This window comes from Rummeliibacillus sp. BSL5 (assembly GCF_052928305.1).
On record NZ_JAVGCV010000002.1, the window covers coordinates 215513 to 232691 of the forward strand.

Here is a 17179-nt window from a genome sequence, read left to right on the forward strand (position 1 = left end):
CTTTTTATGGTTGCATGATTTTTGAGAAAATGCGGTGATGGACTTTAGCAGCTTCTAATGCTTGCATGTTTTGCGGTTGGTCATAGCCAATCCATACAGCAGCGGTATAACGGTCGGTCAAACCAGCGAGCCAGTAATCACGATAATCATTTGTAGTACCTGTTTTCGCACCTACATAAGGAGCGTCTACATGAATACCAACACCTGTCCCGTTCTTGACAACATCAGCCATTAAAAAGCGGATATGTTCAACAGTGCTTGGAGACCAGACAGTCCTCGTAGGACTTTTCCATTTATATAAGAGGTGTCCGTTTTGGTCTTTCACACTCCGAATTGTGTGAGGTGTCCGGTAATCTCCATCTATAAAGCTCGTATAAGCACTTGCTAGATCTGCAGTGGTAAGGCCGTGCGTCAAGCCTCCAAGAGCAGATGGATATTCATAATCTTCTTTACCGATTGGTAAATGAAGTGGCTTTAAGTATTGGAAAGCTGGGGTTATCCCCACTTGTGCTAATAACCGGATAGCTACTGTATTGTAGCTATATCTAAAGCCTTGTTGGATGGTCACATTGCCAAGCACTTGACCACCATAGTTTTTAGGACAGTAATTGCTAATACAATAAGGAGCTCCACTCACAATTGTATTAGGTGTTGCTTTCGTCTTTTCAAAATACGGTGCATAATCTATAAGTGGTTTGAATGCTGATCCTGGTTGCCGAGCCGCTTGGTAACTGCGGTTAAAGTCATACTTTCTATAATGCTTTCCCCCATAGATACTCACAATCTCGCGGGTATCATTATCGATAACCACTGCAGATGATTGGAGGGTGCCATAGTGAGTTAACAGATTATCAATTGCTGTTGTATCCATCGCTTGTTTAGTAGGAGATAAGGCTGTCTCGATAACAAGCCCTTTATTCAGCAAATGGTTGACGCGCTTTGATAGTTTTGCTTCTACTTTTTTGCGCTCGAGCGGTGTTTTGGCCAACTGCCGTTCTTTCGTATAGCCTTCCTTAGAGGCAACGAGTGAACGAAATTCGTTGATCACATAGGTGCTATAGGCAGGGTAGAGCTGCACTTTTCTTTTTAAGGAGAATGTAATTTTTTCTCGTTTCATTTTTTTTGCTTCTTGGTGGCTAATGATCCCTTTTTCAGCCATTTTATCTAGTAAGCGCTCTTGCCTTTTTTTCGTGTTTTCAAAATGGCGAAGCGGATCATAAAGTGTAGGATTATTCGGTATGGCTGCTATAAAGGCCATCTGAGCTTTGGATAAATGTGTAACGGGCTTATTAAAGTAATAGGTGGCAGCACCGTTTACACCATATGCGCCATTCGCAAAATACATTTCATTTAAGTACATATTAAGTATTTCATCTTTTGATGTTTTACGTTCAAGCTCATAAGCGTAAAAAATTTCAAGCAATTTTCGCTCATACGTTTTTTCCTGAGACAAGTAACGCATGCGGACTAACTGTTGCGTAATGGTGCTGCCACCTTGAGAAGCACTGCCGTTTTCATTATTTTGGACAAATGCTCTGGCAATGCCTGATAGGTCAAAGCCAATATGTTCATAGAAATCCGCATCCTCGCTATTTATGAACAGCTGTTGCATAAATGTAGGTATATCCGATAATAAGAGCGGCTTTCTCCATTCTGTATATTCCTCTGAAAAAGTTTTATGGTCCCGATCCTTTAAAACAGTAGGATTCAATATATTGGGTGCCTCCAATTTTATAGTAGAGGTGAATTCTTTTTCAAAAGCTTCGGCTGTCTGCATTTCTTCTGAAATCTTTCCGATAAGAATAAATAGCAAAGGCAGACTGCATAAAACAATAAAAAAACCTACTGCTCTTCGCACGAAATTTTCTCCTTTATTCTTTAAATATGGGTATTAAGCCATTTAAAAGAATAGCATATTTCCTTCGCGAGTAGCAGTAGATTCTAATTATTTTTGTTCCAGTATATCTTCCAAATGCTGAACCGCCTTTTTTCGAGCAAAATGAAGGGTAAACCAAGCGATAACAAATAAGGCACCTGTTACATAAAAGACAGAAGAGATGCCAAAAATACCACTGACTATTCCACCAAACACAGGACCTATGATATTTCCTAAAAAGCGGAAGCTGGTGTTATAGCCCATCACTTCGCCTTGTACCACTACTGGCGCTTCTCTACGGATTAAGGCAGTTGTGGCAGGTATCAATCCACCCATTGCAATTCCGTATAAGAATCGAAGTATAACGAGTTGCCATAAAGCGGTTACCATGGCTTGCGGTACCATAAAGACTACGGCTATTAATAGAAGCATAAGCATAACTTTTTCATATCCAATATGATCTCCGAGCCGGCCCCAAATACGAGCAAACAGCAGGTTTCCTAGACCTGTTGCGCTGAATGTCAGCCCTGAAAGGAATGTCAATTGGGCAGTAGTGGTAGTTAGTTCCGATACATAAAGTGACAATAGCGGCTGAATACTAAAGTTCCCGATCTGAATAAGAGCTGTAATTAACATGACATTAAATAATAGACGGTGTTTAGTGATACCACGTAATACTTCCAATTGTGTATAATGGACAGCATTAACCTTTCTTTTCTTACGGATTTCATGGACAAGCGTGATGACAAGTAAGGTTGCAGTAGCAATAGAAGCAGAAGTGATATAGAAGGTGTATTTAAAGCCAAACGAATCGGCTAGCAAACCGCCGACAATCGGTCCAAACAAAGAACCGGTGACACTTCCCATTTGTAATGTCCCTAAAATCTTCCCTGCTGACTCCTTGGGTGTTTGTGAGCTAATAAAGGCTAGCGATGTTGGAATAAACCCAGTTACTACCCCCATGGCCAATCGAAGGAAAAAGAACTGTTCTACATTTTGAACATGTCCCATAAAGAATATACTGACAGACAGGCCTATACCGTTAATAATCAAAATCGGCTTATAGCCAAAGCGGTCAGCAATGCGCCCCCAGATGGGAGACATTAAAAAAGCCGTAATAAAGGTAGCGCCAAAAATCAAGCCAGACCATTTTTGAACGTATGCTTCAGTAAAGTTGCCTAATGTGTTGATATACAACGAAAGAAAAGGCATGATCATCGTAGTTGTTCCGGAAACAAGCATATTGGAAATCCACATGATGATAAAATTGTGTTTTTGTTTTGGATTCATATACTCACTACTTTCTGTAATATTAATACAAATTAAATCCTTCCATCAGCAAGGCTAATGAAAAAAAAAGTTAGTTATGATAGACTAGGATTGCTATATGATAGTTGTTTATTTACTGGAACGATATATGTATCTTTCCCCACAACTTAATTAACAAACATTTAATCTTAAGGAGATGCGAATATGTCAAATTTGTACCCACAGTTGTCAAATGAAGTAGCTGACAATGAAGTATTAGTTGAAATGAACACGAACCAAGGCAGCGTTAAAATCAAATTATTCCCTGAGTTGGCGCCTAAAACAGTTGAAAACTTCTTAACACACGCTAAAAATGGTTACTACGAAGGAATCATTTTCCACCGTGTTATTAAAGATTTCATGATTCAAGGTGGAGACCCAACTGGTACAGGTATGGGTGGAGAAAGTATTTATGGTAGCTCATTTGAAGATGAATTTAACCCTGAATTAATGAATATTCGCGGTGCGCTTTCTATGGCAAATGCTGGTCCAAATACAAACGGCAGCCAATTCTTTATCGTGCATATGTCTGAAGTGCCAGCAAATATGATTGGCCAAATGCAAGATGCTGGATTCCCAGAAGAAGTAATCCAAGCTTATAAAGAGCGCGGAGGCACACCATGGTTGGACGGCAAGCACACTGTGTTTGGACAAGTTGTAGATGGCATGGATATCGTCGATAAAATTGCAGATGCAAAAGTAGGATTCCAAGACAAGCCAGTAGAAGATATTGTCATCCAATCAATTAAAGTAGTCGAAAAATAACAAGGGGCGTTCACTAAATGAATGCATGGATATTAAACGAATTCCTTTACTTTCCAGAAGATAAGTCAGAATATATACCAGCCATTATTGAGCTAGCTATTATTCTAGTGTTATGTGTTCTTGTTTTTAACTTTTTTAGAAGAAAAGCAAGAAGAGATGCCGAGAAGACAAAAGAACTGGAAGAAAAAATTGCAAGAGACAAAAATTCCTCAAAACAGCATTAAAAGAACTCCTGTATTAGTCGTAAAAAACTAATACAGGAGTTTTTGTTATGTTAAGGCATGGGTGAACCGTTTTATTCCTTCTTCTACTAGTGAACGAGGGCAGCTGACATTCATGCGCAAAAATCCTTTGCCTTGTTCGCCGTATTTAGAACCAGGCTCAAGAGCCAATCGCCCTTTTGTGAGGAGCAAATCCATGATTTCCTCCTCTGTTTTGCCTGTTTTTCGGTAATCAATCCACAGCAAGTATGTAGCATTCGGTTTATAAATATGAATGCCTTCGATTTCAGTTAAACGGCTAATGGCAAGGTCCATATTTTCAGAAATATAGGGTAGCAATTGTTCTAGCCATTCTTCTCCTTCTTTTGAATACAAAGCTTTTAGTGCAACACCGGCAAAAATATTTAAGCTCATTTGGGCATGCTTCACCATATGGTCTCGCAAACGCGCTCGCAACTCTTCATCTGAGACAATCATCATGGCTACTTGTATACCTGCGATATTGAAGGTTTTAGTCGGTGCCATACATGTGATGATTCTATTTTTAGCATCGCCTGCAACTTGAGCAAGAGGTGTATGTTTTCGACCATCCAACATAAGGTCAGCATGGATTTCATCTGAGAGGATAAGCACATTGTTTTTCTCGCAAATACGGATGATTTCTTGAAGAGTGTCAATAGACCACTCAAAGCCTCCAGGATTATGAGGGTGGCATAGGATAAACAGTTTTACGTCTTCCTGTTGCGTCATATTGTCAAACTTTTTAAAATCAAAGCTATATACGCCTTCTACTTCATCCAATGGGCATTCTTTTACCGTACGATTTAAATTCTTTGGTACATTGAAGAATGGGGGATAGATGGGTGGCGTGATGATGACCGCTTCATTTTCCTTTGTAAATGTTTCTACAACTGCAGCAATGGCCGGTACTACCCCTTGCTGATATAAAATCCACGATGGGTCAATTGTAAAACCATGACGTTTTTTGGCCCAGTCAACAAAAGCTTGAGTACCTTCTGCATCTTCAAATGTATAGCCAAAAACAGGGTGCTCAAGACGTTTTTTAAATGCATCAATTAAAACGGCAGGCGCAGCAAAGTCCATATCTGCAATCCACATCGGCAGTATATCATTCGGGTCTTCTAATTGATAAATTTCAGCCATTCGATCCCATTTCACTGAGTTTGTAAGAGATCTATTTTCTATCTGATCTAATATGCTCAAAACAATTCCCCTTTTCTTTTTTTACAATTATGTTATCATATCCAATAGAATAAGAAAGCAAATAAGGTGAAAAACGATGGAAAATATCGAAATGAATAGAAAAGCCATTCTTACATTAGAGGCTTGGAATCCATTTAATATGAAAGATTTTCGCTATGATACAGAGGCAGCGGATGTAGTAGCGGCCCTGCAATATATTGATGATCCTTCTGAATTGGGCAAAAAAATTCAGCATATATATGAACAGTCATTTGAGCAATGGATTCCGATCGAGAAGTGTGTTGAGATTTCGTACAAGCTATTGGCTATTAAATTTGAAGCGAAATGCATAGTATAAGTGAATCTGCTTTATTATCTAAAGAAAAAAACCAATGAAAACAAGTGAATTGTTTTCATTGGTTTTTTATTATTGGCGAATGAACGAGCTTTTGACCCCACAATTCAAATAGTGGGGGTAATTGCCCTTAATTCGCGATTAATTTCATACACTTATAGGAAATAACCTGCTAAGCGAAGTTTTTATTCTGCATCCTGAGTAAGGCCATCTACTAAATTAGATACTGGTACTTCAAGCGCATTTGATAATATTAATAACGTTTGAGTGGAAGGTACTTCTTCACCTGATTCAAAGCGCGCTAATTTTTCAACGCCTACTCGAGTTTTTAAAGATAATTGATCAAGCGTCAGATTACGTTCTTGTCTCAACTTTGCTAATTGTGTTGAAAGATGATCTTGCATAAAACAGCACCCCTTGTCGGAAATTTTTCTCTACTTTGTGGGGGAGTAAAACACCCACTCATTGGAGCTTCATGTGAAGTCTTACCAATATCTGATGAATCATAATGCAGTCCTACCATCAAAATAATAGGGAAACTTCTCATTTATTACCTAATAATAGTATAACATGTAATTCCTTTAATCAAAAATATGTTTCTTGGCAACTCTCACTATTCACAATTTATACACAATTCTATCGTAATTCAAACACTGTTAGTTAATATACTAAAAGCTACTTTAAGAAGTTTTCGTAGATTCCTTGTATGAATACGATGATGATAGCAATTGGCGCTAATAGGGAATAGCAAAAGAACCAAGAATACAATAAAAAATACAACCAAAAGGAATTTATTGAAAAACAGCTGGCAAGACAATAAAGACAAGCTAGGGTCTTGGTCGGGTGTAAACCCTAATGCAAATACTGCTGGGAAGATGACAAGCCCTGCAAGAAGGGAAATCCCAATATTCAGCCAAGCCACATTAAAAGCTGACCCCACGATTTTTTCAATTTTAGGTAAGTATGAATCATAGGCCATCATCGCAGCGCCACCGACACTTAAAGAAAAGTATTAGGATTGGGATTGTCCCATCGCCAACAAAAATGTTTTCCCAGTAAGATATGACCAATATGGGACAAACATGAATTTAATTCCTTCAAATGCTCCGTTTAGTATGATTGAACGAATAGCAAGGACAATGAAAAATATGAATAATATCAGCAACATCCATTTACTTGCTTTTTCAATACCGTTTTTCACCCCTCCTAGTACCATCCAAATCGTCAAAATCATAAATAAGCCTTGTGCAATGACTACTTCCCACGGATTTTGGGTAAGAGTAGTGAAAAGATGGCTATAAAAGGTTTGGCTTGTGCTGGTAAGCTTGAATGTATCGCCCGCATGAGATAACTCAATATCCAGCCGCCTACTACACTGTAGAAAGAGAGAATACTAGACGAGATAAAGCCGGCCTCTCCTGTTAAAACCATGCTGTACCCGGAGCTTGTTTTTTGAATGAATTGACGGCATCTGTCTGACCTCGTCATCCAATTAAAAATTCAGCAATCAATATTGGCAATCCTATTAGTAACAAATTGATTTTGCTGCGAATTGATCCCTATTGGACGAGTTTTGTGCCCTCTTTTCAAGGAAGGATTGTTTTATTTATTTTACAACAATAATTTATTAGAAAGTACTGAAGCTTATAAAAAATTAACGAAGCTGAATATATATTGTTGTTGAGCCAAACAATCACAAACTGGCTGCAGCCATCCAAAATATAAGTGATTCTATACTTCTTAGGATTCTTTTCAAAAATGAGGAATTTTTGCTCGACATAACGGTCTATGCTATAATTTTGTTGAAAAAATGTATATAGAAGTCACGGAAAGTAGGAAGGATTATGGCGAAAAAATATAAAGTAGGAGATGTGCTTACAGGAAAAGTAACTGGTATTCAGCCATATGGCGCATTTGTTGCATTAGACGAGACGACGCAAGGGCTTGTGCATATTTCAGAGATCACATATGGTTTTGTGAAAGAAATTTCTGATTTTCTGACAATTGGACAAACAGTAGAAGTAAAAGTTTTAGAAGTAGATGATGACGCAAAAAAAATCAGCCTATCTATTCGTGCATTAAAAGAGCGTCCACCTATGAGAAAAAAAGAAGCAGTCCCACGCAAATCGCTTCAAGACCGTGTAGATGAAAGTGATTCAGTTGGATTTAACTCGTTAAAGGTTAAGCTTCGTGATTGGATTGAAGAATCAGGTATTAAGTAAAAAAGCTAATTCGCATATTATTTTGCGAATTAGCTTTTTTTTTCGGATTGCAAATTGGGGAAACTTCTTCTCAAGCCTTACAAGGAAGTTGTAGGCTACAACCCACTGAAGAAGATTATTTTCTTATTTTGCGAAGACGGTATTGCAGATTCTGCCTGCTCATGCCGAGAGCGGCTGAAGCTTGTGTAATATTGTGATTATATTTTTCCATTACTTTATTTAAATAATATTCTTCCGCTTCTCTCAAGTAGTCATCAAGTGGAAGTAGTTCTTTTTCTTGCTGTACGACAAAATAGTCTGCACTTTTTGAAGAAGAACTGTATGTTTGTGTTTTCCATTTGAAATGGAGTGGTAGCAATTCATAGGTGATTTCATCTTCGTTCGTAACCATAGACATAATATCGTCGAGCAGTATTTCTAATTCCTTCAGATTTCCTGGCCAATCATATTCCATGAATAGTTGCTCTACTTCTGTACTCAAACCGCTCACCGTTCTTCTAAAGCGATTGCTATACCTTCGTAAATAGTCATCTACAAATGGCTTTATATCTTCTCTTCGTGTGTGTAATGGCGGAACTATTATCGTTAAGGCAAAAAAGTAATAGAGCTCTTTGTGCAGTTTGCCTGTTGCAATAAGATCAATTGGATCACTTCCAATGCTTGCAATAAATTGGTGTGATGATTGCTTATATTCTTCGGCTAATGTTAAATACTCTTGCTGCAAATCAAGTGGCAAGTATTCAATTCTCTCACAAAAAATGGTGCTAGGCTCAGCCTTTTGCAGTTGTTTCTTCAAGCGTTCAATCATTGCTCGATCTGCCCGCTGGCAAAAGAGAGTCGTGAAATTCCCCGCGGCTCGTGTTGAGGCATGATGGATCGCTTCAGCAATTAAATCTTTTCCTGTGCCAGATTCGCCTACAAGCAATACAGGAAGACGAGCGGCGACAGCTTTTTTAGCTGTTTTAATCACTTCCTGCATCGGTTCTGAGACCGCAGTTATTTGTGAAAAAGTAATTGATTCACCGTAGCGTCTCATGGGTTGATACACTAGCTTTTCTAGTGTGGTAATATCTCGTGCAAACTCAATTGCTCCAATGAATTCTCCATCTTGGATGATGGGAAATGTGTCATTGATTGTTGTAATCTCTTGTCCATTTTGATTCCAATAAGTTTGCTTCACATTTTGGATAGGTTCTTTATTTTGCAAAACTTTGAGCAGGGTACTATCTTCTTTATCAAAATGAAACAACTCTAATATTGATCGATCGTGAACGTCTTCTAAGTGAAGCCCTTCAATTTCCATCATTTTTTCATTGTAAATCAGCGTTTTGCCATGTGCATCGACTGCGTGAATGCCTACTGATACATGCTCTGTCGCAAATTGATAAAACGGCAAAAGGTTCTGTGTGGGATTCTCCATTTTTATCACCTTAAAAAATTTTTTTAGATTTTTTTAAATTTTTACTTGAAAAACGCAATATTATTTTGCATTATTATAAGTGTAATCGATAAAGTAATGCAAATTTTTTTTGCGCTCACATAAGGAGGACTAAGAAATGATTCCGTACACAACTGAACCATTAACAGATTTTTCAAAAGAGGAAAATCGCCAAGCATATGAGGTAGCCTTGAAAAAGGTACAAAGCGAAATTGGACAAGATTATCCATTGATCGTTGGGGGAGAAAGAATTACAACTGAAGACAAAATTGTCTCTTATAATCCTGCTAAAAAAACTGAAGTAGTAGGTCGCGTTTCAAAAGCAAATAAAGAAATCGCTGAAAAAGCAATGCAAGTTGCAGATGCAACATTTAAAACATGGAGTAAAGTAAAACCAGAAGTTCGTGCTGATATTCTATTTAAAGCAGCAGCAATTACAAAACGTCGCCGCCACGAAATGTCTGCATGGATGACACTTGAAGCAGGTAAACCATGGGTAGAAGCAGATGCAGATACAGCAGAAGCAATTGACTTCCTAGAATACTATGGTCGTCAAATGTTAGCGCTTAAAGATGGCAAACCTGTACAAAGCCGTCCTGGCGAATACAATAAATTTGGTTATATCCCATTAGGTGTTGGCGTTGTTATTTCACCATGGAACTTCCCATTCGCTATTATGGCGGGTACTACAGTAGCTGCAGTTGTAACAGGAAATACAGTGTTACTAAAACCAGCTTCTACAACACCAGTTATTGCATATAAATTTATGGAGATCCTTGAAGAAGCAGGCCTACCAGCTGGCGTAGTAAACTACATCCCAGGCCCAGGCGCTGAAGTAGGAGATTACTTAGTAGATCATCCACGTACTCGTTTCGTAAGTTTCACAGGTTCACGCGATGTAGGTCTTCGCATCAACCAACGTGCAGCTGTACAAAACGAAGGACAAATTTGGATCAAACGTGTTATCGCTGAAATGGGTGGTAAAGATACGATTGTTGTAGATAAAGAGGCTGACCTTGAGCTAGCTGCACAATCTATCGTTAAATCTGCTTTCGGTTTCAGTGGTCAAAAATGTTCTGCATGTTCACGTGCTGTCATTGTCGAAGATGTATATGATCAAGTTCTTAATCGCGTAGTAGAACTTACAAAAGAATTAACTGTTGGAGATCCAACAGATCACAATAACTTTATGGCTACAGTAATTGATGAAGCAGCATTTAAGAAAGTAACAAGCTACTTCGAAGTGGCTAACAGTGAAGGCCGCATCGTAGCAGGCGGTACTGCAGACGATTCAGTTGGTTACTTTGTTCAACCAACAGTTGTAGCAGACGTAGCACCAGATGCACGTGTAATGCAAGAAGAAATCTTTGGTCCAATCGTAGCAATTTCTAAAGCAAAAGATTTCAATGAAGCACTTGATATTGCAAACAACACTGAATATGGTTTAACAGGTGCTGTCATCTCAACAAATCGTGACCATTTAGAAAAAGCACGTGAAGAATTCTTTGTTGGAAATCTATACTTCAACCGTGGATGTACTGGCGCTATTGTTGGTTACCAACCATTTGGTGGCTACAACATGTCAGGTACTTGCTCTAAAGCAGGCGGTCCAGATTTCTTAACATTGCATATGCAATCTAAATCTGTATCTGAAACTTTATAATATAATAGATGAAGAGGCGGGCAAACTCGTTTGCCTGCTTCCTTCTAAAAGAGGATTGTAAGCGCGTTCACTCAAACAAGGGGGAAAAAGAAATGACAACTACTTCAACTACATCAAGCAAAATCATTGCTCAAACAAATGAATATGGTGCAAAAAACTATATGCCACTACCAATCGTTATTTCCGAAGCGGAAGGTGTATGGGTTAAAGATCCAGAAGGCAATAAATATATGGATATGCTTTCTGCTTATTCTGCAGTGAACCAAGGGCATCGCCACCCGAAAATCATTGAAGCACTAAAAGAACAGGCAGATCGTGTAACATTAACTTCACGTGCGTTTCACAGTGATCAATTAGGCCCATGGTATGAATTGGTAAGTGAAATGACTGGCAAAGAAATGGTATTGCCAATGAACACTGGTGCTGAAGCAGTAGAAACAGCATTCAAAGCTGCTCGCCGCTGGGCATATGACGTGAAAGGTGTAGAAGATGGCAAAGCAGAAGTAATTGCTTGCAACGGCAATTTCCATGGACGTACTATGCTAGCTGTATCTTTAACATCAGATCCTGAATACCGTCGTGGTTTTGGTCCATTGCTACCTGGTATCAAATTAGTTGATTACGGTGATCTAGAAGCACTAAAAGCAGCTATTACACCAAACACAGCTGCATTCATTATTGAGCCTATCCAAGGGGAAGCGGGTATTATCATTCCTCCAGCTGGTTACCTAAAAGCTGCTCGTGAACTTTGCCGTGAAAATAACGTTCTATTTATTGCGGATGAAATTCAAGCAGGTCTTGCACGTACAGGTAAAATGTTTGCTTGTGAATGGGAAGATGTAAATCCTGATATGTACATTTTAGGTAAAGCTTTAGGTGGCGGCGTATTCCCAATTTCTTGCGTAGTAGCAAATAAAGAAGTATTAGGCGTCTTCAACCCAGGGTCACATGGTTCAACATTCGGCGGTAATCCAATGGCATGTGCAGTATCAATCGCATCACTAAATGTATTGCTTGACGAAAAACTTGCAGAACGTTCATTAGAATACGGCGAATACTTCATGGATGAATTGAAGAAAATTGACCATGAAGACATCAAAGAAGTGCGTGGACGTGGTTTATTCATCGGTATGGAATTAACTACAGAAGCTCGTCCTTACTGTGAAAAGCTAATGGAATTAGGGCTGTTGTGCAAAGAAACACACGACACTGTAATCCGTTTTGCGCCACCACTTGTTATTACAAAAGAAGAACTTGACTTTGCACTTGAAAAAATTCGTGAAGTCTTCAAAAAATAAGAAAATAATAGTAAACTTTGAAGTAGAACTATGTTACAATGTTTGCACCTAGAACTACACTAACCATTATTATGAATAAAAGAGGCGAAAAAAACAAAATGGCTGAAAATCTTAACCTGTTTACATCTACACAAGCAGTGATCCAAGAAGCACTTCAAAAATTAGGATACGACGAATCAATGTACGAACTTCTAAAAGAACCGCTTCGTATGCTTGAAGTACGTATCCCCGTAAAAATGGATGATGGTTCTGTTAAAGTATTTACTGGCTATCGTGCGCAACATAACGATGCCGTAGGACCAACAAAAGGCGGTGTTCGCTTCCATCCTCAAGTTTCAGAGGAAGAAGTTAAAGCTTTATCTATGTGGATGACTTTAAAAGCAGGTATTGTTGATCTACCTTATGGTGGTGGTAAAGGCGGAGTTATCTGTGATCCACGCCAAATGTCTATGGGAGAAGTAGAACGTTTAAGCCGTGGCTATGTTCGTGCGACGAGCCAAATCGTTGGACCGACAAAAGATATTCCGGCTCCGGATGTATTTACCAACTCACAAATCATGGCATGGATGATGGATGAATATAGCCGTATGGATGAATTCAATTCACCTGGCTTTATCACAGGAAAACCAATTGTTCTTGGAGGTTCGCAAGGCCGTGACCGTGCAACAGCTCAAGGCGTAACAATTGTTATCGAAGAAGCTGCAAAACGCAAAAACATCGATATTAAAGGCGCCCGTGTTGTAATTCAAGGTTTCGGTAACGCAGGTAGCTTCTTAGCTAAATTTATGAGTGACTTAGGTGCAAAGGTAATTGCTATTTCAGATGCATACGGTGCTTTACATGATCCAGAAGGTTTAGATATTGATTATCTATTGGATCGCCGTGATAGCTTTGGTACAGTTACAACTTTATTTGAAAATACAATAACAAACCAAGAATTGCTTGAATTAGATTGTGATATCCTTGTGCCTGCAGCTATTGAGAACCAAATCACTGCTGACAATGCGCATAATATCCAAGCTAAAATTGTTGTAGAAGCAGCAAATGGTCCTACAACAACAGAAGCAACAAAAATTCTTTATGACCGCGGCATCTTATTAGTTCCAGATGTATTGGCTAGTGCTGGTGGCGTAACAGTATCTTACTTTGAATGGGTACAAAACAATCAAGGTTACTACTGGTCAGAAGAAGAAGTAAATGAAAAATTGCTTAAGAAAATGGTTGAAGCATTTGATAATGTCTATAATGTTGCAGAAACACGCAATATTGACATGCGTTTGGCTGCATATATGGTAGGTGTGCGAAAAACTGCAGAGGCTTCACGTTTCAGAGGCTGGGTATAAATATAACAAAAGGAGAACATTCATTATATGTTCTCCTTTTTATATTGCAAATTTACATGTTTCTGATTGGGCGTACATTGTCTTTTTTTACAACGCGATAGTTTCGTCTTTCTGAAACAAAGAACATACTTAAACTAATAAGCCCAGCAATCGCTACAAGAGTATAAATTGCTCGTGCACCAAAACTTTGTTGCCCTGCGCCAAATAGTGTTGCTACTACATCAAATTGGAAAATACCGATTAGGCCCCAATTAAGAGCACCTATAACTGTCACTAGAAGTGCAAATTTTTGTAATCCGCTCATTCAGTTCACCTCCATTACTAGTTTGTTGCATTAAGCATGAAATAATTCACATTTAAAACAAAAAAATACGAGAAGAAAATTTCTTCTCGCATTCTTAGCTTAGAGCATCAGGCCGTTCGCCAATATGCTTCCAGTCTTTCACTTCATTATCTTCGTCAAATGAGACAGTTACCTTTGAGACATTTTTTTGCGATAACAGTATATCAACTAAATGATCTCGTATATCATCCACATATGCAAAGCTTAAAGTAGGATCCACCTCAGCGATCAATTCAACATGAAGTGATTCGCCTTCCTTCACTACTTCTAACTGTTTAATATCTCTTATATTTGGATCATCTAATACAAGATAAGCGATATGGTTTAACATTTCCTCATCTGTTTCACCAATGACTCCTCGCGCGTTTTCAAGGAATACAACGCCCACTACATAGAACATCATCAGGCCGATAAGGATGGAAGCGATACCTTCCGCTTGCATAAACCCTGTAGTATGGGATATTACAACAGATAAAAGAGCGAGAACTCCGCCAGATGTTGCGACTAAATCCTCCATAAACACTAACTTTGTTGCTGGTCTTGCACTTGAAAGGTGTGTAAAAGCCTTTGGGATAGCTGTCATAGCATTTACTTTTGTACCTGCATCATGGGCAATTTCCTTAGATGCTTTTAAAAGAACTGATCCTTCCAACACGATACCAATCAATAACACAATCACACTAATCCAAACTTTTGAGGATTCGACGGGATGTGTGATTTGGTGCCAGCCTTCTATTACCGTCTCATATGACAATATGCCGACGATAAGGACAGCACCTAAACATACAAGATTGACCAATCGTCCAAAGCCTTTTGGGAATTGCTTAGTTGGCGATTTTTTAGATAGGGCAGAGCCGATAAAAACAAAGAATTGGTTGGCTGCATCGCCCAAGGAATGCATCGTTTCTGCAAACATAGCTACGTTTCCTGTGAACACATAAGCAATTAATTTGATGATGCCTAAGAACAAATTCACAAATGCTGCGAGTAGGGAAGGTTTATTCCCGTGCTTTAAAAGTTTCCATAAATCTTTCATCAAAGAACTCCTTTAAGACAGTATTTCAATTTCTACTTCTTCTGTATAAGGAAGTTTTTTTATGTCGCTGTATAACGAAAGGGTATCAAGTTTTTTAGATATGCTAGAACAGCGTAATGTTACTTGATGCTGTAATTCATTATTGGACAATCGTACATCCTTTATACAAAGATGATCTATCTCCATCTCACCGTCTTTTAAATATTGTAAAACATCTTTTATATTTTGTGCATCTCTTAAGTATAGCGTGATAAAAATATCTTTAGCACGAAGTCGTTTTGGTCCTATTTTAAAGAAGAGGGGAGCAATACCCTCCACGCCAATTAAAACGATTACGACTGCAATAATGGCTTGCAAATAGAAACCAGCCCCAACGGCGATACCAATCCCAGCTGCACCCCATATCATGGCAGCGGTTGTAAGCCCGCTTATATTGTCGTTGCCTTTACGTAAAATAACGCCTGCCCCTAAAAAACCAATACCGCTCACGATTTGTGCTGCAAGCCGTAATGGATCCATATTAATATTGACGCCTGGTACTGGCCTTGTATTAAAAACGGCTTCAATGGAAACGACAGTCAGCAAACAACTGAACGTTGATATCACTAAGCTGGTTTTTAATCCAACAGGTTTTTTCTTTAATTCCCTTTCAATGCCTATTCCTAAACTTAATGTAGCGGCAATAATTAATTTAATAATCGTCTCATAGGAGAGAGATTGCTCAACGAGTGAATATGAATACATGATAGTCTCCGCCTTTCCAAAAATACCTTGTGAATATAGTAGATTAATGTAAGAATAATAGATATCGTATAATTACAAAGAGAGTAATACTTCTTAGTATAACAGCTTGGGGTTGAGTCATTTGAACAAAGAAACAGTACGTCCATTAGTCGCAATAATGATTGGAGTTATTTCCGTCTCTACTTCTGCGATCATGGTAAAATTAATTGAAGCAGATTCAGGGATTATTGCTTTTTATAGAATGCTTTTCTCTGTCTTATTAATGGCTCCTGCTTTTTTAATACGCAATTTGCACGAACTTAAAACCATTCAAAAACGAGATTGGCTTTTTTCGATCATCGCTGGCGTGTTTTTAGCCTTCCATTTTATCCTATGGTTTGATTCGTTGCGCTATACATCGGTAGCTAGTTCCACGGTGCTCGTTACTTTACAGCCACTATTTGCTATAGCTGGCACTTTTATTTTCTTTAAGGAACCTATTTATCCTAAAACAGTGATTGCTGGACTTATTGCCATCATAGGCAGCGTCCTTATAAGCTGGGGAGACTTTAAAGTAGGTGGACTGGCCTTTTATGGTGACCTATTGGCACTTATTGCTTGTGCTTTGGTTACAGGATACATGTTATTTGGCCAAGAAGTTCGCAAAAGAGTTTCGCTGACTACTTATACTATACTTGTTTATACAACAAGTGCTGTAACGCTGTTATTTTATAATTTAATAAGAGGAGAGTCATTTGGCCATTATTCAGCTATGACATGGTTTTGGTTCTTAATGCTAGCAATCGTCCCGAACTTACTAGGGCATAATCTGTTTAACTGGGCACTGAAATGGGTCTCTGCAAATGCTATTTCAATTGCAATCTTATTTGAGCCAGTTGGTGCATCTATCCTTGCCTACTTTGTTTTCAAAGAAAGTTTGACAGCTACACAGGTTTTAGGAGGAATCATTGTTATTCTCGGTATTACATTGTTTGTAATTGATATTTCAAAGGTGAAGAAAATTATTTCAAAAAAACTATTGATTACTGAAAAGAAATAAGTTATAGTAAGTAATGTCGTTAAGACGTTCACCACTTTTGAAAAATAAGTATTTTAAAAAAGTAGTTGACTCGATCTTGCGATAATGATAAGATATTAAAGTCGCTAAGTTGATAGCGAAATGAACCTTGAAAACTGAACAAGCAAGATGTTAATCATTTAAACTTACTAACAATTGTTAGTTTTAAAGACATCATCGTAAAGATGATGCGCTAGTGAAATTTTGAGCAATCAAACACTTTTATGGAGAGTTTGATCCTGGCTCAGGACGAACGCTGGCGGCGTGCCTAATACATGCAAGTCGAGCGAATGACGAGGAGCTTGCT

Annotated in this window: 18 protein-coding genes and 1 rRNA gene; 9 read left to right on the forward strand and 10 right to left on the reverse strand. The window is 38.4% G+C overall.

Annotation, left to right across the window (positions count from 1 at the left end; translation table 11 throughout):
• Positions 1–4 precede the first annotated feature (4 nt).
• Positions 5–1858, reverse strand: a complete 1854-nt coding sequence (locus RCJ93_RS11605; protein ID WP_446739079.1) for a transglycosylase domain-containing protein — start codon at positions 1856–1858, stop codon at positions 5–7.
• Positions 1859–1945: 87 nt separating this feature from the next.
• Complete coding sequence (locus RCJ93_RS11610) at positions 1946–3166, reverse strand: MFS transporter (protein WP_066789180.1); 1221 nt, start codon at positions 3164–3166, stop codon at positions 1946–1948.
• A 192-nt stretch (positions 3167–3358) separates the two neighbouring features.
• On the opposite strand from RCJ93_RS11610, the gene RCJ93_RS11615 reads away from it, so the two are divergent.
• Both RCJ93_RS11615 and RCJ93_RS11620 read left to right on the forward strand, forming a co-directional pair.
• On the forward strand, positions 3359–3949 hold the full coding sequence (locus RCJ93_RS11615) for a peptidylprolyl isomerase (RefSeq protein WP_285842881.1): 591 nt from the start codon (positions 3359–3361) through the stop codon (positions 3947–3949).
• A gap of 17 nt (positions 3950–3966) precedes the next feature.
• Complete coding sequence (locus tag RCJ93_RS11620) at positions 3967–4173, forward strand: hypothetical protein (RefSeq protein ID WP_446739080.1); 207 nt, start codon at positions 3967–3969, stop codon at positions 4171–4173.
• 45 nt (positions 4174–4218) lie between these two features.
• Here RCJ93_RS11620 and RCJ93_RS11625 read toward each other — a convergent pair whose 3' ends face one another.
• Positions 4219–5394, reverse strand: a complete 1176-nt coding sequence (locus RCJ93_RS11625; RefSeq protein ID WP_446739081.1) for a MalY/PatB family protein — start codon at positions 5392–5394, stop codon at positions 4219–4221.
• 76 nt (positions 5395–5470) lie between these two features.
• On the opposite strand from RCJ93_RS11625, the gene RCJ93_RS11630 reads away from it, so the two are divergent.
• Positions 5471–5731 carry a DUF1871 family protein gene (locus RCJ93_RS11630; RefSeq protein WP_147196450.1) on the forward strand — a complete coding sequence of 87 codons (261 nt, stop codon included), beginning with the start codon at positions 5471–5473 and terminating at the stop codon, positions 5729–5731.
• Positions 5732–5913: 182 nt separating this feature from the next.
• On the opposite strand, the gene RCJ93_RS11635 is transcribed toward RCJ93_RS11630, so the two are convergent.
• The 3 genes from RCJ93_RS11635 to RCJ93_RS11645 all read right to left on the reverse strand — a co-directional run bounded on the left by RCJ93_RS11635 (position 5914) and on the right by RCJ93_RS11645 (position 7091).
• Positions 5914–6132: a helix-turn-helix domain-containing protein gene (locus RCJ93_RS11635; RefSeq protein ID WP_066789168.1), complete on the reverse strand. Its 219-nt coding sequence runs from the start codon at positions 6130–6132 to the stop codon at positions 5914–5916.
• A gap of 242 nt (positions 6133–6374) precedes the next feature.
• On the reverse strand, positions 6375–6710 hold the full coding sequence (locus RCJ93_RS11640; RefSeq protein ID WP_446739082.1) for a hypothetical protein: 336 nt from the start codon (positions 6708–6710) through the stop codon (positions 6375–6377).
• 30 nt (positions 6711–6740) lie between these two features.
• A complete protein-coding gene (locus RCJ93_RS11645; RefSeq protein ID WP_446739088.1) occupies positions 6741–7091 on the reverse strand; it encodes a hypothetical protein in 351 nt (116 codons plus the stop codon).
• A gap of 481 nt (positions 7092–7572) precedes the next feature.
• Between RCJ93_RS11645 and yugI the strand changes: the two genes are divergently transcribed.
• Positions 7573–7950: a S1 domain-containing post-transcriptional regulator GSP13 gene (gene yugI, locus RCJ93_RS11650; RefSeq protein WP_066789162.1), complete on the forward strand. Its 378-nt coding sequence runs from the start codon at positions 7573–7575 to the stop codon at positions 7948–7950.
• Between the two features lie 115 nt (positions 7951–8065).
• Here the strand turns inward: yugI and RCJ93_RS11655 are convergent, their stop codons facing one another.
• The gene (locus RCJ93_RS11655; RefSeq protein ID WP_251647370.1) at positions 8066–9370 is read right to left on the reverse strand and encodes a sigma 54-interacting transcriptional regulator; all 1305 of its coding nucleotides are present in this window, start codon (positions 9368–9370) and stop codon (positions 8066–8068) included.
• A gap of 136 nt (positions 9371–9506) precedes the next feature.
• On the opposite strand from RCJ93_RS11655, the gene pruA reads away from it, so the two are divergent.
• From pruA to RCJ93_RS11670, 3 genes are all read left to right on the forward strand, one after another.
• Positions 9507–11051, forward strand: a complete 1545-nt coding sequence (gene pruA / locus RCJ93_RS11660) for an L-glutamate gamma-semialdehyde dehydrogenase (RefSeq protein ID WP_446739083.1) — start codon at positions 9507–9509, stop codon at positions 11049–11051.
• 92 nt (positions 11052–11143) lie between these two features.
• The gene (locus RCJ93_RS11665) at positions 11144–12349 is read left to right on the forward strand and encodes an ornithine--oxo-acid transaminase (protein ID WP_147196456.1); all 1206 of its coding nucleotides are present in this window, start codon (positions 11144–11146) and stop codon (positions 12347–12349) included.
• A 98-nt stretch (positions 12350–12447) separates the two neighbouring features.
• Positions 12448–13692, forward strand: a complete 1245-nt coding sequence (locus tag RCJ93_RS11670) for a Glu/Leu/Phe/Val family dehydrogenase (RefSeq protein ID WP_066791906.1) — start codon at positions 12448–12450, stop codon at positions 13690–13692.
• A 52-nt stretch (positions 13693–13744) separates the two neighbouring features.
• Here the strand turns inward: RCJ93_RS11670 and RCJ93_RS11675 are convergent, their stop codons facing one another.
• The 3 genes from RCJ93_RS11675 to RCJ93_RS11685 form a co-directional block, all read right to left on the reverse strand.
• Positions 13745–13996 (reverse strand): DUF378 domain-containing protein, encoded by a 252-nt coding sequence (locus tag RCJ93_RS11675; RefSeq protein ID WP_066789153.1) that lies wholly within the window; start codon positions 13994–13996, stop codon positions 13745–13747.
• A 94-nt stretch (positions 13997–14090) separates the two neighbouring features.
• Complete coding sequence (locus RCJ93_RS11680) at positions 14091–15071, reverse strand: cation diffusion facilitator family transporter (RefSeq protein WP_150285130.1); 981 nt, start codon at positions 15069–15071, stop codon at positions 14091–14093.
• Between the two features lie 12 nt (positions 15072–15083).
• Positions 15084–15815: an MgtC/SapB family protein gene (locus RCJ93_RS11685; protein WP_066789149.1), complete on the reverse strand. Its 732-nt coding sequence runs from the start codon at positions 15813–15815 to the stop codon at positions 15084–15086.
• A gap of 121 nt (positions 15816–15936) precedes the next feature.
• On the opposite strand from RCJ93_RS11685, the gene RCJ93_RS11690 reads away from it, so the two are divergent.
• Both RCJ93_RS11690 and RCJ93_RS11695 read left to right on the forward strand, forming a co-directional pair.
• A complete protein-coding gene (locus RCJ93_RS11690) occupies positions 15937–16854 on the forward strand; it encodes a DMT family transporter (RefSeq protein WP_446739084.1) in 918 nt (305 codons plus the stop codon).
• A 239-nt stretch (positions 16855–17093) separates the two neighbouring features.
• Positions 17094–17179 (forward strand): 16S ribosomal RNA (locus tag RCJ93_RS11695); the annotation flags it as partial.